The organism is Agromyces atrinae, assembly GCF_013407835.1.
In the GTDB taxonomy this organism is placed as follows: domain Bacteria; phylum Actinomycetota; class Actinomycetes; order Actinomycetales; family Microbacteriaceae; genus Agromyces; species Agromyces atrinae.
Genome location: NZ_JACCBI010000001.1, coordinates 3,310,628 through 3,328,814, shown reverse-complemented (window position 1 = coordinate 3,328,814; position 18,187 = coordinate 3,310,628). Strand labels below are relative to the sequence as shown.

At 65.4% G+C, this 18,187-nt stretch carries 16 protein-coding genes; 4 read left to right on the top strand and 12 right to left on the bottom strand.

Annotated elements, in window-relative coordinates:
• Genes BJ972_RS15350 through BJ972_RS15305 form a run of 10 tightly spaced genes read right to left on the bottom strand, consistent with a single transcriptional unit; the run spans position 1 to position 11,442 of the window.
• Complete coding sequence (locus tag BJ972_RS15350) at positions 1-1,053, bottom strand: glycosyltransferase family 2 protein (RefSeq protein WP_129175436.1); 1,053 nt, start codon at positions 1,051-1,053, stop codon at positions 1-3.
• The gene (locus BJ972_RS15345; RefSeq protein WP_241830827.1) at positions 1,050-1,862 is read right to left on the bottom strand and encodes a polysaccharide pyruvyl transferase family protein; all 813 of its coding nucleotides are present in this window, start codon (positions 1,860-1,862) and stop codon (positions 1,050-1,052) included. The genes BJ972_RS15350 and BJ972_RS15345 overlap by 4 nt, the downstream gene beginning before the upstream one ends.
• On the bottom strand, positions 1,855-3,189 hold the full coding sequence (locus tag BJ972_RS15340; protein ID WP_129175433.1) for an O-antigen ligase family protein: 1,335 nt from the start codon (positions 3,187-3,189) through the stop codon (positions 1,855-1,857). The genes BJ972_RS15345 and BJ972_RS15340 overlap by 8 nt, the downstream gene beginning before the upstream one ends.
• On the bottom strand, positions 3,186-4,688 hold the full coding sequence (locus BJ972_RS15335; protein WP_206736518.1) for a lipopolysaccharide biosynthesis protein: 1,503 nt from the start codon (positions 4,686-4,688) through the stop codon (positions 3,186-3,188). The genes BJ972_RS15340 and BJ972_RS15335 overlap by 4 nt, the downstream gene beginning before the upstream one ends.
• Positions 4,681-5,718: a glycosyltransferase gene (locus BJ972_RS15330; protein WP_129175429.1), complete on the bottom strand. Its 1,038-nt coding sequence runs from the start codon at positions 5,716-5,718 to the stop codon at positions 4,681-4,683. The genes BJ972_RS15335 and BJ972_RS15330 overlap by 8 nt, the downstream gene beginning before the upstream one ends.
• Positions 5,715-6,794, bottom strand: a complete 1,080-nt coding sequence (locus BJ972_RS15325) for a hypothetical protein (RefSeq protein ID WP_129175427.1) — start codon at positions 6,792-6,794, stop codon at positions 5,715-5,717. The genes BJ972_RS15330 and BJ972_RS15325 overlap by 4 nt, the downstream gene beginning before the upstream one ends.
• Positions 6,791-7,870: a polysaccharide pyruvyl transferase family protein gene (locus tag BJ972_RS15320; RefSeq protein WP_129175425.1), complete on the bottom strand. Its 1,080-nt coding sequence runs from the start codon at positions 7,868-7,870 to the stop codon at positions 6,791-6,793. The genes BJ972_RS15325 and BJ972_RS15320 overlap by 4 nt, the downstream gene beginning before the upstream one ends.
• On the bottom strand, positions 7,867-8,910 hold the full coding sequence (locus BJ972_RS15315; RefSeq protein ID WP_129175423.1) for a glycosyltransferase family 4 protein: 1,044 nt from the start codon (positions 8,908-8,910) through the stop codon (positions 7,867-7,869). The genes BJ972_RS15320 and BJ972_RS15315 overlap by 4 nt, the downstream gene beginning before the upstream one ends.
• Positions 8,907-9,923 (bottom strand): glycosyltransferase family 4 protein, encoded by a 1,017-nt coding sequence (locus BJ972_RS15310; RefSeq protein ID WP_129175421.1) that lies wholly within the window; start codon positions 9,921-9,923, stop codon positions 8,907-8,909. Before BJ972_RS15310 ends, BJ972_RS15315 begins: the two co-directional genes overlap by 4 nt.
• A gap of 31 nt (positions 9,924-9,954) precedes the next feature.
• Entirely contained in the window at positions 9,955-11,442 is a 1,488-nt protein-coding gene (locus BJ972_RS15305; protein WP_241830826.1) for a sugar transferase, read from the bottom strand.
• A 170-nt stretch (positions 11,443-11,612) separates the two neighbouring features.
• Here BJ972_RS15305 and rfbA point away from each other — a divergent pair, with 170 nt between their 5' ends.
• The 4 genes from rfbA to BJ972_RS15285 all read left to right on the top strand — a co-directional run bounded on the left by rfbA (position 11,613) and on the right by BJ972_RS15285 (position 15,896).
• A complete protein-coding gene (gene rfbA / locus BJ972_RS15300) occupies positions 11,613-12,482 on the top strand; it encodes a glucose-1-phosphate thymidylyltransferase RfbA (protein ID WP_129175419.1) in 870 nt (289 codons plus the stop codon).
• A 2-nt stretch (positions 12,483-12,484) separates the two neighbouring features.
• Positions 12,485-13,483, top strand: coding sequence for a dTDP-glucose 4,6-dehydratase (gene rfbB / locus BJ972_RS15295; protein WP_129175417.1), 999 nt, complete (start codon positions 12,485-12,487; stop codon positions 13,481-13,483).
• 26 nt (positions 13,484-13,509) lie between these two features.
• Positions 13,510-14,937, top strand: a complete 1,428-nt coding sequence (locus BJ972_RS15290; RefSeq protein ID WP_129175414.1) for a sugar nucleotide-binding protein — start codon at positions 13,510-13,512, stop codon at positions 14,935-14,937.
• Between the two features lie 311 nt (positions 14,938-15,248).
• The gene (locus BJ972_RS15285) at positions 15,249-15,896 is read left to right on the top strand and encodes a glycosyltransferase (protein WP_129175412.1); all 648 of its coding nucleotides are present in this window, start codon (positions 15,249-15,251) and stop codon (positions 15,894-15,896) included.
• A gap of 107 nt (positions 15,897-16,003) precedes the next feature.
• On the opposite strand, the gene opgC is transcribed toward BJ972_RS15285, so the two are convergent.
• Complete coding sequence (gene opgC / locus BJ972_RS15280; protein ID WP_129175410.1) at positions 16,004-16,996, bottom strand: OpgC domain-containing protein; 993 nt, start codon at positions 16,994-16,996, stop codon at positions 16,004-16,006.
• 207 nt (positions 16,997-17,203) lie between these two features.
• Complete coding sequence (locus tag BJ972_RS15275; RefSeq protein ID WP_129175408.1) at positions 17,204-18,163, bottom strand: glycosyltransferase family protein; 960 nt, start codon at positions 18,161-18,163, stop codon at positions 17,204-17,206.
• Positions 18,164-18,187 lie beyond the last annotated feature (24 nt).

Below are 18,187 nucleotides of genomic sequence, written 5' to 3'. Positions count from 1 at the left end.
TCACCACCGGTGCGAGCGCTGCGCGAGAAAGACGCGGCGAAGGATGCCGGGGGCGAAGCGCATCGCGGCCGCGAGTGCTGCCTCACGCAGCCGCCGGTGGGCCACGAGCGTGGCGATGCCGCGCACGGTGATGAGTCGCCGCACGCGAGCACGCACCTCGTCAGCGCCGACGGCTCGGTCACCGAAGCGCCAGGTCTCGGCGAGCGCGATCTGGGCGATCGAGAAGTAGCCGAAGCGCACGACATCGACCGGTGGAAACTCCTCGCGGCCGAAGTCGTCGATCGCGGCCATCGCTCGGTCGTAGCAGGCGAAGAGATCGAGTGGTGTGGCGATCGAGCTGTTCGAGATCGACCCTGCTTGGTACACGTACTCGTAGACCGAGTCGGTGATCGTGACCGAGCGATCCGACCGAGCCGCGATGTCGATGACGGCGAAGTAGTCGGACTTCGATCGCAGACGGGGGAAGGGCGATTGGCCGACGACCGACCGGCGGAAGAGCTTGTTCCAGAGGTGCCCGCGAATCTCTCCTCGAAGCACCGCGGCGAGCGCGCCCTGCCGATCGAACTCGGCACCGGGTCGCGGCGCCGAGACGGGTACGCGCTCGCCGGATGCCACGATGAGCCGTTGCGCCTGAGCGATGACGACATCGGCGTCGTGTGCGCGCGCCGCATCGTGGAGCGATCGCAGCGCGTGCGCGGGCCAGCGGTCGTCGGCATCGACCATCCACAGGTACTCGCCCCGCGCATGACGGATGGCGACATTGCGTGCCTCGGCGGCACCGACGTTCGCACTGAGCAGCAACACGGTGAGGTCGAGCGTCGTGTTGAGCGTCGACAGCACTTCGCCGCTACCGTCGCGTGAGCCGTCGTCGACGATGATGACCTCGAAGCCGCCGTCGACCGGAAGAAGCGACTGAAGACCGGCGATGCAGCTCTCGAGGTGACCTAACGCGTTGAAGACGGGAATGATCACCGAGACGGCCGGCGCGCGACCGTCATCCGTCGGGGTCTCGTGCTCACCGCCGACGTCGACGCGAATCGTCTTCGCGCTCATCGCGTGACCTCCGGCTGCCAGAGGTCGTGCGGGAAGGCCGCACGCAGCGGCGCCGGGTCCCACTCGAGAGGCGGCTCTCCGCCGAGCGCAACCGCCTGCGCGACATCCGCGGCGGGCGTGTACCCGTCGCGTCCCGTCCCCCGGTAGTAGTCGTCGTACTTGAACGAGGGCTCCGTGCCCGGCTGGACGAGACGAGCGGGTATGCCGAAGGCCTCCGCGACGACGATGCCGTGCAGCGATGAACCGACGACGAGTCGGCTCGACGCGATGCGTTCGATGCACTCGACGAGCGGGCTGCGCGGGTCGAGGGCTTCTCGATGCGAGCGACGAGTATGCGCGAAGTCGTGCAGGTTGGGAACGATCGTGACATCCGCGATTCCCCGACGCTCACGTATCTCGTCACGATCGAAAAGATCGGCGACGAGGAGCCCGGGGTCGCCGAACACCGAGGGGGCTGCGACCCCTCGACGCTCGAGGAACTGCTGAGTGAGCGGGCCGCGGACGGCGCGAACGTCGAGTTCACCCGGGCCGAAAGCGACGTCGGCCCCGAGCGACTTGCCGTTGACGCCGGTTCCCCACACCGAATCGCCCGGCTCGGCCAGACGCATGATCGAGCCGACGGTGAGAAGTCGCAGCCCGGATCGCGTGGCGCGCGCCTGCCGATCGACGAGGCGATCGACGAGGAACGGCCCGATCAGGTCGCCGAAGTTGTCGACCGGCCGCCGCCCGATGCGCACTCCGAATCGGGTCACGGCGCGCTGCGGGTTCCAGTGCACGACGCTCACCCCTCGAACATCGACCTCAGCCACGAGCGAACACCTTTCGTGCGGGCACGCCGGGCACATGCGATCCGACGGCGAGATCGGGGTCGGGCGCATCGAGCGGCGTGCGCACGATGCGTGCCGACAGGAAGGCGAAAACGAACATCACGAGCATGAAACCGCTGTCGGCCAGGAGACCCCATCCGGTCACTCCGATGATGACGATCCCGGGCACGGCGGCCACGACCGCGACCGCAGCGGGGGTCGAGTCGCGACGGAGGAGCGCGGAGGCGGATCGGAGGATGAGCGCGAGAAGCGGGAACAGCACGAGGATGACGCCCACGATGCCGAGCTCGGCGAGAGCGAGCAGGAACGAGTTGTGCACGGGCAGACCGAGCGTCGTATACGGATCGACCTGCGACACCGTGCTGACGTACGAGTTCGGTCCGATGCCGAAGACCGGGGTGGCGGCGATCTGATTCAGTGCCGCCTGAAGCAGGAGGGGTCTCCGGCCGCCACTCGGGTCGACCTCGAAACGAAGAAGGAGGAGCCCAATGAACGGGAGGGCGGCGAGAGCGAGAAGGGCGAGGATGCCCACCCTGCGAGCCACCCTGCGCCCCGGGCTCAACAGAGCCCACAGGCCGATCAGCACCGCGATCGCCGCGAAGTTGGCTCGACCGAACGACAGTCCGATGAGCACGATGGCCGTCACGATCCCGACCCAGGAGATACGCCGGGTCAGCAGATCACGCGATCGTGTCGCCGGCAGCAGCAGCACGACGAGCAAGAAGAGCACCTTGCCGAGGGTGCCGGGGTGGCCCAGCGTTCCGTTGATGCGCGTGAGGTCGATCGCCCCCGTGAGCACGCTGCCGACATCACGCAGGCCGGCGAGCTGCAGGGCTGCGGCCGCGGCCTGGATGAGGATGATGGCGGTGACGACGATCGCCAGCACCCGCTCGTGGCGGTCGAGGCTCGAGAGAGCCGTCGACAGCGCCGACCCCACCGCCCACGCGAGGCAGGCCAGGGCGATGTGCAGGAATCCCGACCAGCGTTCGACGGTCGGCACCCATTCGCCGAGGAAGAGCACGAGCATCAGCACCAGCGCGGCGATATGGGGCAGCTGAAAGCGACTGAGCGGGTTGTTCGGCGAGGGAAGCAGGAGACACAGGACGAGAGCGAGTCCATACGTCGTGACGACGATGCCGCCATCGGCGATGCCCGAGTGCTCCCACTCGGGCGGGATGACCTCGATGATGACCCGCGGGAGCACGGCCATCGCGAGGAGCACACCGATGAAGAGGGTACGCGTCAGGCCGAGTGTGCCGAGGAGGGTGAGCCCGACGATGAGCAGGGCAGCTGCGATGAGTTCGGTCATTCGACACCCGCCGTCTCGGCATCGACCGTCGCCGCACCGCCGCCTCGGCCCCTGACCAGCGCCGGTACGCGCAGGAGCGCGAGAAGATCTCGACGCAGGCGCGGGATCGAGAAGGCGATGCCCGCGCTCGCAACGACCATCACCGCGAACGACGCGACGAGGTTCAGACCGAGCGGTAGACCGCTGAAGTACAGCTCGCCGGCCCCCCACGTGATGACGCCGGCGAACCCGTAGGCGAGGATCGTCCGCACGCCGTTCCACGCCATACGCCTGGCCGGAGCCCCGGCCGATCGCGCCGACCAGACGAGTCCGAAGATCCACAGGTACGCAAGACCGGCGGCGTAGGCACCGGCGAGCGTGTAGAGATCGCCGATCGCGCCGAGGAGCACGATCACGATGAAGACCGGCCGGCTCACGAGCGAATAGCGCAGCAGCGAGCCGGCCTTGCCTCGAGCAAGGAAGACCCAGTAGGTCGCGTAGTTCGCGGCTTGGAACACCCCGCCGATGGCGAGGATCTGGAAGAGGACGCCGGTCTGCTCCCACTGCGGTCCGAGCAGGAGCGCGACGAGAGCGGGGCCGGTCGCAGCGGCGAAGGAGAAGATCGCGACGACGGGGATCAGCAGGATGGTCTGCGCGGTCAGCAGGAACTCGGTGAAGCGTCGCGGATCGTCGCGCAGGCGCGAGAGCACGGGCAGCGCCACACGTGTCGCGGGTGCGTTGAGCTGGTTGAGCGGCATCATGAGCATCTGGAAGGCGCGGTCGTACGCGCCGAGCGCGCTCGGACCGAACCGCAGGCTGATGACCAGAGTGTCGACGTTGCGACTGATGTAGGTGACGATCTGAGACCCGAAGAGGGCGCCCCCGAATCGCAGCAGGGGTGACATTCCGCCGGTGCGACGCGGCAGCCCCGGCCACCAGGGCGTGACGATCACGAGCAGGACGAGCGCGATGACGGCCTGAGCGAGCTGTTGCAGCACGAGTGCCCCGTAGCCCGCACCGGCGAGGGCGGCGACGAGAGCGATGGCGAGGGCGGCGGCCTGCGCGACGACATCCGACACGGCCAGTCTGCCGAACAGCAGGTCGCGTGTGAGATGGGCGCGGAACTGCGTCGACAGACCATTGATCAGGAACACGGGCGCCAGCGCCTGCGCGATGAGTTCGAGCTCGGCGTGCCCGTAGAAGTCTGCGATCAGCGGCGCAGTGAGGAACAGGATGACCGTCAGGACGGCTCCGAGAACCGTGTTGATCCAGAAGAGGTTCGCGCGCTGCGGCGTCGTCAGCTCACGCGACTGGATCGCCGCCGACGACAAGCCGAAGTCACGCAGGAGTTCCCCGAAGCCGACGACCACGATGACCATGGCCAGAAGGCCGAAGTCCGCCGGGGCCAGGATGCGCGCGAGGACGATGACGCCGACGAGTTGGATCACGACGCGCGAGCCCTGCCCGGCGAGGGTGACGACGACGCCTCGGGCGGCACTCGATCCGAGAGATCTAGCCACCGTCACGCCCCGCGAGCACAGGGGCGACGCCGGCGACACGTCGGTACGCCTCGGCGTGCAGATGCCCGATGGTCGACCAGTCGCGCCCGACGAAGGGGGCGTGCGGCTCGTCGCGCAGGGCACCCGACGCGCGGGCCGCGTCGGCCAGACGGCCTTCGGTGAGCGGCCCGTCGTAGAGCGACAGCCACGCGTCACCGACCTCGGCTCGGATCGACTCGTTCACATCGCTTCTCGGAGCGAGCACGGGCTTGCCGAGCGAGAGAGCCACGAAGAGCGCGCCCGAGTTGTGCATCTGGGCGTAGGGCAGCACGACGAGCGATGCGCGACTGATCTCGTCGACGAGTTCCGCATCGGGAAGGAAGCCGTACCGGTGCGAGATGCGCGCATCGCGCGTCTCGGCCTCGGTGATCTGCTCGGCGACCGAGGCTTCGAACGGTTTGCCGACGAACCTCAGTGACAGGTCGTCGGCGGCGATCGCCCCGAACGCCTCGAGAAGCTGCGCGACTCCTTTATACAGACGGAGGTGGCCGAAGAGCAGAATCCGACCGTCGACGGCGTCGGTTCGATCGATGTCGGCGAACCGCTCCACATAGTCGGCGTGGGGAATCACGATCCGCTCTGCCCCGGCTGGCACCGGGGTGTGCGGGTTCAGGGTGATGAAGAGGTCGGTGGTGCGATCGATGGACCGGGCGAGGGCACGGCCGAGCACGCCGTCGGTCTCGTGCGGACGAACGTTGTGCACGGTCCGCACAATCCTCGTGCCGCGCCGTCGTGCGAGGGTGAGCGCCGACCATGTCAGGGCGAGCTTCGGAAGCCGAAGCAGCCTCCGCGGGCTGCGATAGAGCTTCTCGGGCCAGTGCAGGTGGAGGATGTCGTACCGGTGACGGAAGACCGCGCGCCACGAGAAGAAGTCGACGTCGATGTCGACCGGCAGGTCGGTCACCAGCTGATCGACATATCGCGTCGTGCCGTCGGGCGGTCGGAGTGCGAGGAGCACGCTCACCCGCTGTTCCATCGGTCGGGCCGTCATCCTGCCCGCCGTTCCGCTGCACGCACCACTCGCTCGCCCAGGTCGGCGATGGCCGACCGGGCGACGTCGAGGTGGTCGGGCAGTTCGTGTCGTCGATCGACGAGTCGCTGCAACCGCTCGGGGGCGTCGCCCGCCTCGGGGTCGTCGACCGCGAATCCCGTGAGGCCCGCGGCGGTGAGGGTGCGGCCGATCTTCGCGTCGGGAGCCGTGCCGAAGACGACGGGCACCGCGCCCTCGGTCGCACCGAAGACGAGCGCATGCAGCCGGTCGCCGAGAACCGCGATACTGCGGGTGTACAGACCGCGGACGAGCTCTTCGTACTCGGCATGCGAGACACCGGGCCAGTCGAGCACCCGCCCCTCCAGCCGCCTCGCCACATCGAAGGCCGCTTCTCGATCGCGCGCGACCTGGGGAACCGCCACGACCTCAGCGCCCTGCGCATGCGCGAACGCGCGTACGTTCTCGATCCACCGATCGGAGGGCGCGGGGCGGTCGCACCGGAGCGAGAGGGCGACGATGTCGCGGGGGGATGCCGCCCTGGCGCGCAACTGCTCGCTCGACTGCCCTTCGCCGAAGGCCCAGTCGGGCACGACGGTGCCGACTCCCGCGGCGGTGCAGCTCGCGTCATCCCGCCACGTGACGAGCGAACCCATCGACAGGCGCTGGCCGAGTACGCGAGCCCAGGGGCTCGCCGGGTTGCGCAGACCGTAACCGAGGTGGAGGAAGAGTCCGCCGCGACGCAGCCCGTCACGGATGAAACGACGATCCTCCGTCTCGAGACGCGCGACGGTGCCGGGCGACGCGACGAGCTCGCCCGCGTTCGCCCCGTAGGCCGTCCGTCCGGTGGTCGTGAGGCTGCGCAACTCCGCACCCCATCGCTTGCGCGACCGGTAGACGACGTCGTCGGGCTCGAGCTGCAACCCCGACTCGTAACTTCGATGGCTGTCGTCGACGAGCACGTGCAGTCGTCCGGCGCGGCGCAACGTGCGCAGCAGGCCGCGGCGAAGGCCCGAGTCACCCAGGTTGTCACGCTGCCCGTGACCGCTGACGAAGATGTCGAGGGTGTCGACGCTCATGAGGGCAGCTCCATGGATTCGGATCCGAGCCGCGCGTGTTCGCGAAGGCTCTGCACGAGAGTATGGCGCGCGCGCGTCGCCCGCACACGTCCGGCCGCGATGGCGGCGTCGTACTGCGCGCCCGCCGACTCGGAGGTGAGGAGCTCGTCGACCTGATCGCGCACGGTCGCGACATCGAACGAATTGACGTTGTGCACGTACTGCCCGATGCCGAGATCGTCGAAGGCGCCGAAGCCCTTCCGTTCGTAGGAGAGGTGGATGACGCGGTGGCCCGCGTTGATCGCCATGATCGCCGCGTGCAATCGCACGGCGACGACGACGCGGCGCGGGCCCTCGGGCGAGAGGTACTCGTCGCGCGACAGCGTGCGGCGCGGTGAGAGCGACGCCATCGCCCGCACGTCGTCGTTGCCGGCGCCCGTGCTCTGCACGTAGCCGTCGACCGTTCCGAGCGCTCGTCGTAGTTCGATGACTCCGGCGGAGACCTGACCGTGGACGGGGCGAACGGTGAGAACGGGAACGGGATCGGGAAGGCCGGGCGCCCTCTCGACGAACTCCCGCGTGAGGAGCGCGAGGTCGGGCGTGCGGGTCGTGTTCGGCAGATCGACCTCGGCGATGCTCCGCGGGTCGCGGAGGTGAACTTCATCGACGCGCGCGAGGTACCGGCGGAAGAACCAGGAACTGCCCGGCACACGGAATGGCCCGATGCTCTGCGGCAAATACACGACCGGTCCGATGCGGCGCGCAGCCGCACGCAACTGGTACCCGTGAGCGAGCACGGCGACGAGAGCCTCCCGCGGCCGCCCGGCGCGCAGATAGCCGCCGCCGACACCGACGACGAGATCGAAGGAGTCGATCTCTCGCAGTACCTTCCTCATGGGTGCCCGCGGCAGGTGCGGCACGAGGCTCGAGTCGACCACGGTGGCGTCGAGATCCGCGAAGGTCTCGGGGTGACCCGCGGCGAGGGTGAAGCGCGTGTCGGCTCCGAGCGCCTCACGGATGAGGCCGATCGTCTCGACGACGAGCAGCCCGTCGCCCGCGTTCGAGGCGCTGTAGCCGTGGAGGATCAGGACGTTCATCGGGCGCTCACCGCTCGATACACCGAGAGATGTCGCTCGACGCTGTCATCCCACGCGAATCGGCGCGCCCAGGCCGGGCCGTCGACGGGCGCCACCGCCCGCCACGCCGCGTCGCCGAGTGCGTCGACGAGTGCGCTCGCGATCCCTGCCTCGTCGAGATCGACGATCTCGCGCGCAGGGCCGGCGACCTCTCGCAGCGACCCGCGACGCGATGCGACAACCGGTGTGCCCGCGGCGAGCGCTTCGAGAACGGGGAGACCGAAGCCCTCGTAGAGACTCGGGAACACGAAGGCCTGCGCAGCCTGCATGAGCGCGATGCGATCGCTGTCGCTCACGAACCCGAGGTGGAGGACGTTCGGCGCCGACGCGATCGCGGCCATGGCCTCGTCGAAGTTCCAGGCGGGCTTGCCCGCGATGACGAGGGTGATCCCCGTGCGGGCGAGCTCGGGCCGGGAGAACGCCCTGACGAGCTCGACGAGGTTCTTGCGCGGCTCGATGTTGCCCAGGTAGAGCACGTACTCGGCCGGCACGATCGCGCGCAGCTCGGGCGAGAGGTCGGTCGGCGCGCTGAAGTGGTCGACATCCATGCCGTGCGGAATCGTCGTGATTCGCGCCGGGTCGATGTCGAAGACGGCCGCGACGTCGTCGGCGGCGGAGGTCGACACCGTGATGACGCGCTGCGTCGAGCGGATGGCTCGCGCGACGCGAGCACGCCAGAGCTTCTCCTGCAGCGGCGAACGTGCCACCGAGATCCACCGACTCGCCACACCGTGCACCGTCACGACCGACGCGCCTCGCGTCGGCAGCAGCGGCCCCGTGTCGGCCGAGTAGTGCAGGACCGCCCCGGGATGACGGCGGAGGCCGTACATCGTCTCGGCGAGTGCCGTCGTCGCGGGGTGCTTCCCGCTCGGGATGAGCCCGGTCTCGACACCGCGGCGCCGCAGTCCGTCACGCAGTTGCCGCGCGTAGGTCGTGTTGCCGCCGACGTGTCGCTCGACGATTCGTTCGGGAAAGTGCACTCGGAGTGCGTGGTCGCTCATCGCGTGGCGTGTTCTCTCGTGTAGCGGTCGTACAGGGTGTTCAACGATTCGACGTGCGCGGCGATGCTCATGGATTCATGGAGGGCGTCCGTCGCGCGCGCCGTCTGGAGGCGCTCGACCTCGTCATCCAGCACGGCGACGAGCGCGCGCGCGGCCGCAGCCTCGTCGTCGACGACCCGCAGTGGTGTGCCGTCGAACGCGGGAATGCGCCGCGCGATCACGGGCACTCGTCGCGCGGCGGCGTCGAGCACGCTGAGCGGAAAGCCCTCGTAGCGGGCGGAGTGGTAGTAGACCGCGGCCCGGTCGAGGTGGTCGACCAGGCGGTCGCCGTCGAGCCAACCCGTCACTCGAACCCCGGCGCTCTCAAGCCGGTCGCGCGAGCTCGTCGGCCCGGATCCGATCCATGTGAACGGCGTTCCCGGCCTCAGCCGATTGACGAGTTTCGCGACGCGGGCGAAGTGCTCGGGGTCTTTCTGGGCGCTGAGCCGACCCACCATGACGACCTCGTCGCCGACGCGCGCGCGAGCGGGCGCCACCGCAACGGTCGGCGCGTTCGTGAGGACGTGCACTCTGACACGGCGGTCGAGCGAGAGCGCGAGTCGAGCCTCGTGCGCTGACAGCACGACGACGCTGTCTGATCGCGCGGCGAGCAGCCGTTCCGCAGCGCGGTACGCACGCCGCACGATCGATGCCGTCGAGGGGTCGTCGAACTTGTAGCAGTGCGGTTGATAGACGACCGGCACGTCGAGCGGGCGGACGCGCGCGTAGACGCCCGCCCAACTCGAGTGAGCGTGGACCACGTCGGGCTTCACCCGTCGCACGCTGTCGCGCACGGCCCGCACTCGGGCGGCGACCCCGTCGGGCAGGTGCGTGGCGGTAGCGAAGTCGGGAAGCGGCGACGCGTCAGATCGAGCGCTCCACAGCAGGTGGTGCTCGCGATCGGGTGTCAGCAGCGCGATGGAGTCGATGGCTCGACCGACACCGGCGTTGTAGGCCTCCGTGATGTGCAGCACCCGGGTCACCGAGCACCGCCGGCGAGATCGGTCACTGAACCTCACCGTCGCCGGGTCGAACGACGACGCGAACGGTTTGCAGCAGAATCGCGAGATCGTTCGTGAGCGACCAGTTCTCGACGTAGTAGAGGTCGAGCCTCAGGGCGTCTTCCCACGCGAGCTTCGACCGCCCGCTCACCTGCCACAGCCCGGTCATACCGGGCGGAACCAGCAGCCGGCGGTGCGCCGTCGAGTCGTACAGCGCCACCTCTCCCTCGCGCTGGGGCCGCGGCCCCACGAGACTCATCGTTCCCGTCAGCACGTTGAACAGCTGCGGTAGCTCGTCGAGCGAGTAGCGGCGCAGCGTCGCGCCGATACGGGTCACGCGGGGATCGTTGCGCACCTTGAACAACGGTTCGCCCGTGGAGCCCTGCTCGGCGAGCAGCGCGTCGAGTCGATCATCGGCATCGACCTGCATCGAACGGAATTTCAGCATCGAGAAGGGCGCCCCCCGGCGCCCGATGCGCTCCTGCCGGTAGAACACCGGGCCTGCGCTCGTCGTCTTGATCGCGATGGCGAGGATGACGAAGAGGGGCGCGAGCACGACCACGAGAACGAACGAGACGACGATGTCGAGCAGGCGTTTCATGTAGAGCTTCGACCCCTCGAAGCGCGGCGTCTCGACGTGGAGCAGTGGCAGACCGGAGACGGGTCGCGTGTGGATGCGAGGGCCGCCGATATCGACCAGGCCGGGCGCGACGACGAGATGCTGCCGCCCCGGCTCGAGGCCCCAGCTCAGTTCGCGCACCCGCACAGGAGTCAGCTCGTCGGCGCCGGTAATCACGAGTGTGTCGGCACCGGTTGCGGTCATCGTCTCGAGCGCAGAGTCGAGAGTGCCGATGATCGGAACACTCGTGCCCGATAGGGTCTCGGCCTCGTCGGCGATCGGTACGCACGCACCGACGACGCGGTAGCCGGCGCGGGGTGCACGCGCGAGTTCACGCGCGATGACGGCGGATGACGACGACGTGCCCACCAGCAGGACCGTCGAGGTGAACTGCCCATCGAGTCGCTTCACCGCGAGCCATTGCCGCCAGAGCCATCGCGACGCGATCAGCACGGCGAGGCCCAGCGGAAAGGAGATGAGCACGTAGCCGCGCGCCAAGTCGAGCTTCACGAGGAAGGCGACGATCGCGACGACGCCGAACACGCGCACCGTCGCATCGGCGACGAGCTTGTACTCGACCGTGCCCGCACCCGCGACCCGAAAGCCCCGCGACCCGTAGACGTGCAGCGCACACATCCACATCACGATGATGCCGATCGAGACGGCGGTGTAGCTGATCGCGATGTCGTCTCGCGAGCCACTGAAGCCGACGGCCGTTCGGTCGAGACCGAGCCAGGCGAACTGCGCGCCCACCACGACCCAGATCAGAACGAGCGCATCGGTGATCGTGAGCTGCCAGGCATAGCGCCGACGCCAATCGTCGGCCGGGCGCGCAGCAGATGCGCGAACCCGGCTCTCGACCTGCTGCAGCACTGCATCTCCCCATCGGCTCGGCCGCCGCGAGGAAAGGGCACGGCAGCGTCGCCGAGTCTACAGAGAATGCAAGCGCTTACGGAAGATGGCCGGACCTCACGACGTTAACGTCGTGCAACAACTACTCACGTAATGCGGCGTCTGAGTGCCGAACTGCCAGTATCGAAGCTGTGAAAGGCATCATTCTGGCCGGCGGGTCTGGCACGCGACTGCATCCCATTACTCTCGGCGTTTCGAAGCAACTCGTTCCTGTCTATGACAAGCCGATGGTGTACTACCCGCTCTCGACCTTGATGCTTGCTGGCGTGAAGGAGATTCTCGTAATCACGACGCCGCACGACGCGGACCAATTCAGAAGACTGCTGGGGGACGGCTCACAGTTCGGAATCGAGCTGTCGTTCGCAGTGCAGCCATCTCCAGACGGACTCGCACAAGCGTTCACGATCGGTGCAGATTTCATTGGTACTGATCGGGTCGCCCTCGCGCTCGGCGACAACCTCCTCTACGGGCCCGGCTTAGGCTCGCAGCTCAAGCGCTTTGCAAACATCGACGGCGGCGCGGTGTTCGCGTACTGGGTTGCTGAGCCCTCCGCATACGGTGTAGTTGAGTTCGACGGCGAGGGACGGGCTGTCTCGCTCGAGGAGAAGCCCCTCAAGCCGAAAAGCAACTACGCAGTACCCGGGCTCTACTTCTACGACAATGGCGTGGTCGAGATCGCCCGGGGCCTGCGCCCCTCACCGCGAGGCGAATTGGAGATCACCGACGTGAATCGTACCTATCTCGAACGCGGGGCTCTCGCCGTCGAGGTACTCCCTCGCGGAACGGCCTGGCTCGACACCGGCACCTTCGACCAGATGACCGATGCAGCCGACTACGTGCGCACGATGGAACGTCGCACGGGACTACGTATCGGGGTGCCCGAAGAAGTCGCGTGGCGCGAGGGCTTCCTAACTGACGATGAACTGCGCACTCGAGCGGAGACCCTCGTCAAGTCTGGCTATGGTCGGTATCTGCTCGACACCCTGCAGAGGGGACGCTGATCGTGACTGCGCTCCTCGTCACCGGTGGTGCAGGTTTCATCGGCTCGAACTTCGTCCACCACGTCATCGAGCACACCGAGCATCACGTAACCGTGCTCGACTCATTGACGTATGCGGGCAATCTGGCGTCACTCGCTGGTCTTCCCGAATCACGGGTGTCGTTCGTGCATGGCGACATAACAAATGCTCCACTTGTCGACAGCCTCGTCGCCGAGACCGATGCCGTCATCCACTACGCAGCGGAGTCTCACAACGACAACTCACTAGACAACCCTCGCCCTTTCCTCGACACGAACATCATCGGTACCTACACATTGCTGGAAGCAGTGCGTCGTCACGAGACGCGGTACCACCACATCTCTACCGACGAGGTATATGGGGACCTCGAGTTGGATGATCCCGAGCGTTTCACCGAGTCGACTCCGTACAACCCTTCATCCCCGTATTCATCAACGAAAGCGGGCAGCGATTTACTGGTCCGCGCCTGGGCACGATCCTTCGGCGTCCGAGCGACAATCTCAAATTGCTCGAACAACTACGGTCCTTACCAGCACGTCGAGAAGTTCATCCCCCGGCAGATCACGAACGTTCTTGACGGGGTTCGGCCGAAACTCTACGGCGCTGGTCTGAACGTCCGCGACTGGATCCATGCCGAGGACCACTCGTCCGCCGTGCTCTCGATCCTCGAACGGGGCAGTATCGGCGAGACGTATCTCATCGGCGCCGATGGCGAGAAGTCGAACCTCGATGTCGTACGCCTAATCCTCCGCCTCACGGGAAACCCCGAGGATGACTTCGAACACGTCACGGACCGCCCCGGTCATGATCTCCGCTATGCAATCGATTCCACGAAGCTTCGCACCGAGCTAGGTTGGAGTCCCTCATTCGGCGACTTTGAAACAGGCATCGCGCACACCATCGACTGGTATCGCAACAACCGCAGCTGGTGGTCTCCCGCCAAGGCTGCAACTGAGTCCTTCTACGCCGCCCGCGGCCACTAGACCCCACAGATCGGCGACAAGCAGGCATGGACTTCCAGAAGACACTCACCGGAATACCGACGACCATCCCCGGGCTCACGGTCTACGAGCTTCCCGTGCACGGCGACAACCGCGGATGGTTCAAAGAGAATTGGCAGCGGGAGAAGATGCTCACGGCAGGTCTGCCTGACTTTGGCCCCGTCCAGAACAACATCTCCTACAACGACTCGCGCGGCACCACACGCGGCATTCACGCCGAGCCGTGGGATAAGTTCGTCTCGGTCGCGACAGGTCGAATCTTCGGAGCCTGGGTAGATCTGCGCCGCGGCCCAACTTTCGGCACGGTCTTCACAGCTGAGATCGACCCTTCCCGCGCGATCTTCGTTCCGCGCGGCGTTGGGAACGCCTTCCAGACTCTCGAAGATCACACGGCCTACAGCTACCTCGTCAACGACCACTGGGCAGCGGATGCTCAATACACGTTCCTGAACCTCGCAGACGAAGCCGCGGCGATCGATTGGCCGATAGCACTTGAAGGCGCCGAGCTTTCAGATAAAGACAGGAGCCACCCCCGCCTCGCCGATGTGACCCCGTTCGAGCCGCGTCGGACGCTGGTGCTCGGCGCGGGTGGACAGTTGGGCCGCGCCCTTGCAGCGCGCTTCGCGGGCAACTCCAGGTTTGAGTTCGCGCAACGCTCCGACATCGAGCTGGGAACGACTGACCTCGAAACGGTACGCAATTGGCGGGACTACGACACGATCATCAACGCATCGGCCTACACTGCGGTCGATACGGCCGAAACTGAGCTCGGTCGCAGCGACGCATGGCGAAGCAACGTCAGCGGCGTAGCTGACCTCGCTCGTCTGTCCCTCCGCCATCGGCTGACCGTTGTGCACATTTCGAGCGACTACGTCTTCGACGGCACAGGACAGGCGGCGTACAGCGAGGATGAGCGGGTGAACCCTCTCGGCGTCTATGGCCAGACCAAAGCCGCCGGCGATGCAATCATCGCAATGCTTCCGAACCACTACATCCTCCGCACAAGCTGGGTAATCGGGGACGGCAACAACTTTGTCCGTACGATGTGGAATCTTGCCCAACGCGGCGTTTCGCCTTCAGTCGTAGACGATCAGCGTGGTCGGCTCACATTTGCCAGCGACATCGCTGAGGCGGTGGAACATCTCCTCGCTGTGCGTCCGGCCTACGGCACCTACAACATTTCGAGTGGAGGACCAGTATTGACGTGGGCGCAGATTGCGCAGCTTGTCTACGCATCTGCAGGTCGCAGCATCACCGACGTTACTCCAGTCAGTACCGTGGAGTACTTTGCCAACGCGGCCGCTCCAGTGGCCCCCCGCCCGGCCCACAGCACGCTCGATCTCTCCAAGATCACCGCAACGGGATACACACCAGCAGACGGCGCAGTCGCCCTCAACGACTACCTCTCTCAACTAGAAATCGAGAGGACTTCATGACGCGAGCAATCAGCGACATCACCTACGGCGCTCTCGTTGGCGCAACAGACCCGACTCGGGGAGCGTCAAGCGCACTGCAGGCGACCTGGCAGCTATTCAGAGCTGCTCGCTCCGCCGATGTGATTCTGACGAACGAGGGAAAACGTTCCCCAGTGGGTCTCGTCCTCCTCGCTGCACTCCTTGTGCTGACGCGTCAACGCAAGCTTGTTCTCTCAGAGTTCCTACCCGGAACGCGGCGAGGCTTGCGTGGATGGCTGACGACAAACGGCTACCGACTATTCCTTCCTCGAGCGCTGCTAGGCGCACAAGTCATGACCGCGTGGGAGCGTGACGACTACGCCAGCCGATACAAGATCGCCCCCGAACGGCTGAAGCTCATTCCGTTCTACTACTTCGATGACCGTGTCGTCACGGAACCACGTGAGTGGAGTCCGGACGGTCGAGTGGGCTACTTATCGACCGGCAAGAACTCATGCGACTGGAGTACGGTCATCCAAGCGGCCGAAGGCCAGAACTGGCCACTCACCATCGCGTGCAAACGGTCAGAGTTCGACGAGCATTCGGAGGCAGCCGGGCACGCAGGAATCGAGATGCGCAGCAACATTCCTCGCGCGGAGCACGACGAGAAACTCGCGCACTCGCAACTCCTCATCGTCGCCCTCAAAGAGCGTCGGTTGAGTGCGGGTCACGTTCGTCTCATGACCGCGGCTACGTACGGAACACCCGTCATAGCTACGAGGGTCAGTGGTATTCGCGGATACGAAGAACTCGCTGCAGCGCTCGTGGAACCTGGCGATGCCGAATCGCTTCGAGCTGGTGTTGCCTCCCTCATGGCGGACCCCGACGAGCTCCGCGAACAGATGAATCGAGTCCGCTCATTTGCACGCTCTCGTCCGTACTCGGTTTACGCATCCGAACTCAGGTCATTTGTGCTGAAAGCTTCTGACCAAGGCCGATAGCGGACGCTCCGAGCCGGAGTTATCCGCCACAGAGACCGCTGTGCCACGGCTTCCCTCGGCAGGTTCAAAGGGGATCAGTCGCCGCCATCCCCACGCGTGCTTCCAGTTCAGCGTCTGACCTCGGTGCCCGGCTGAATATGACCATCCGTTGCGAGCTCGGTTCGTGAGCCGGTCCTACGTACGTAGTCGTCGGGAAGTGAGTGCGATCGGAGCCGATTTCGATTCCACAGTCTCATCTCGGCCCAACCCCAGCATGTCGCTAGCGTGGCGAGAGCTAACATAAGCGCGAACTGCGAGTCGTTCGCATAGACGACGAAGCTCGGCACGACCACCGCAACTGCAGCCTGGATGAGGTACCCGTCCAAACTTCTGCTTCCGATGAGCTCAATCGGCCGAAAGACCCAACGTGGCAGAACACGCAGCGTCCATGTCACAACTATGAACATCAGGGTGACAACCGCGAATGCGTTCACGATCGTGCCGGGCGCAAACATCACCTTGGTGAAGAGCCGCGGCGTCTGTATCTCACCTATGTACGCAAGCACCACGAAGCCGGTACAAATCACTGCGACCCAGGCCGATGCCTTTGTCAGTCTTTCTGCCACAAGGTTTCGACGCCAGTACCAACCAATGACGAGCGCAACCGTAAACATGAGCTGCCATGTGGCCCAATTGGCGCCAATTCCGCCGTCAAACCGCGTGAACGCGGTTGCCTGTGGAAACACATATCCCGCCCCGTATAGAGCTACCGCGAATGCAAGGGCTCCAATCCACCAGCCTCGGGCTAGGAGAAAATACGTGAACAGAGCCAGAAGCATCAGGATGACGTAGAGACGAAGGACGCTTCCCGCAGGAGGCGAAAGATGGAACGAGAACACTCCCCACAACAGATCAGGCAGTCCTAGATCTCGAACTGGCGGCAAGTTGCGATGCTCACGCGTAGCGCTGAATGCAGCGATCAGTCCAAGCAGAACGATTGAATACTGCGCGACGACTATGACAACGACACGGCGAAGAGTCGCGCCCTGAACCTTCCTTAAACCGGCGACGGAGAATCGCTTGCTCTGCAAGATGCCGAGCACGACCCCCGACAGCAGCACGAATCCCGAGGCGCGTCAAATGCGGGGATGATGTGAAGTGCACGAGAGAAAGCAGTGCCGGCAGCGAGATGGCCCGCAACCATACTGAAGATGCAGAAACCGCGAATGATGTCGATCGCTGCCAAGCGTCCGTTCATTGCTAAGCGCTCCAGGGGGTCGGGATTGCCATTTTTATACGCAGCAATGATGGAAAGCTCAGGTCGACTCTCACGATCGAGTTTGCCGAACAACTCGAACGGCGTCGGCGTAGGCATCCCTCAGCTGAAAGCCAATGCGCTTCCAATCCCGTCGCGACAGATCCGGGGCGTCCCGCGGTTCATGTTGGACGCGAGTCAGTGCAGCCTCAATATCTGAAGCCTTCAGATCATCGTCGTATAGATAGATCCAGCCCTCACCTACTTCGGCGATAAGTGCCTCGTTGATGGGGTTCCTCGGCAGAAGCACCGGCTTCTGCAGCGAGAGTACGAGGAAAGTCGAGCCCGAATTGTGCATATCTCGGTGCGGGAGCACCACGAGCTCGGAGCTCGCGATCTCAGCCATCAATTCGTCGTCTGGAACATATGCAAGGCGTGACGAGATACGCGAGTCGAGCTCCTCAGCCGATCGAATCGAATCTCCTCGGTCACCCTTGGCGCTTCCAACGAACCTCAAGCTGAGGTCGGCGGCGGACGTCTGCCCGAATGCCGCGAGCAGGTCATCAACGCCTTTGTAAGGACGAATGATCCCAAAGTAGAGCACGCGTCCACGGGTCAGTGTGAACTCCGACCCATCAACTCGATTGAGATAGTGGGGATGAGGAATTGTGACGACGCCCGCCGCGCCTGGCACCTCGGTGAAGTCGTTGAGCCTGATGAATAGATCGGTTCGGCGATCGATGAGATGGAGAAGACTCGCCTCGAACCGCCCACCCGGCTCGTGCGGGCGCACATTGTGCAAGGTGCGCACGAGAGCGACTCGGCGTATCTTCAGCAAGGTCAGAAGTACGAGGGTCCTAAAGACGCCGCGACGAACCAAGCGCTCCGGCCAATGCAAATGGAAGACGTCGTATCCACCGCGGAGTGCGTCCTTCCAACGGAAAAAGCGAATCTCCACTCCTGGAGCTGCACCCTCGACCATGTGATCGACGAAGCGAGTAGCACCTGCCTCGGGAGGCGCGACGGAGAGCATTACTCGGATGCGCTGAGGGTCGCT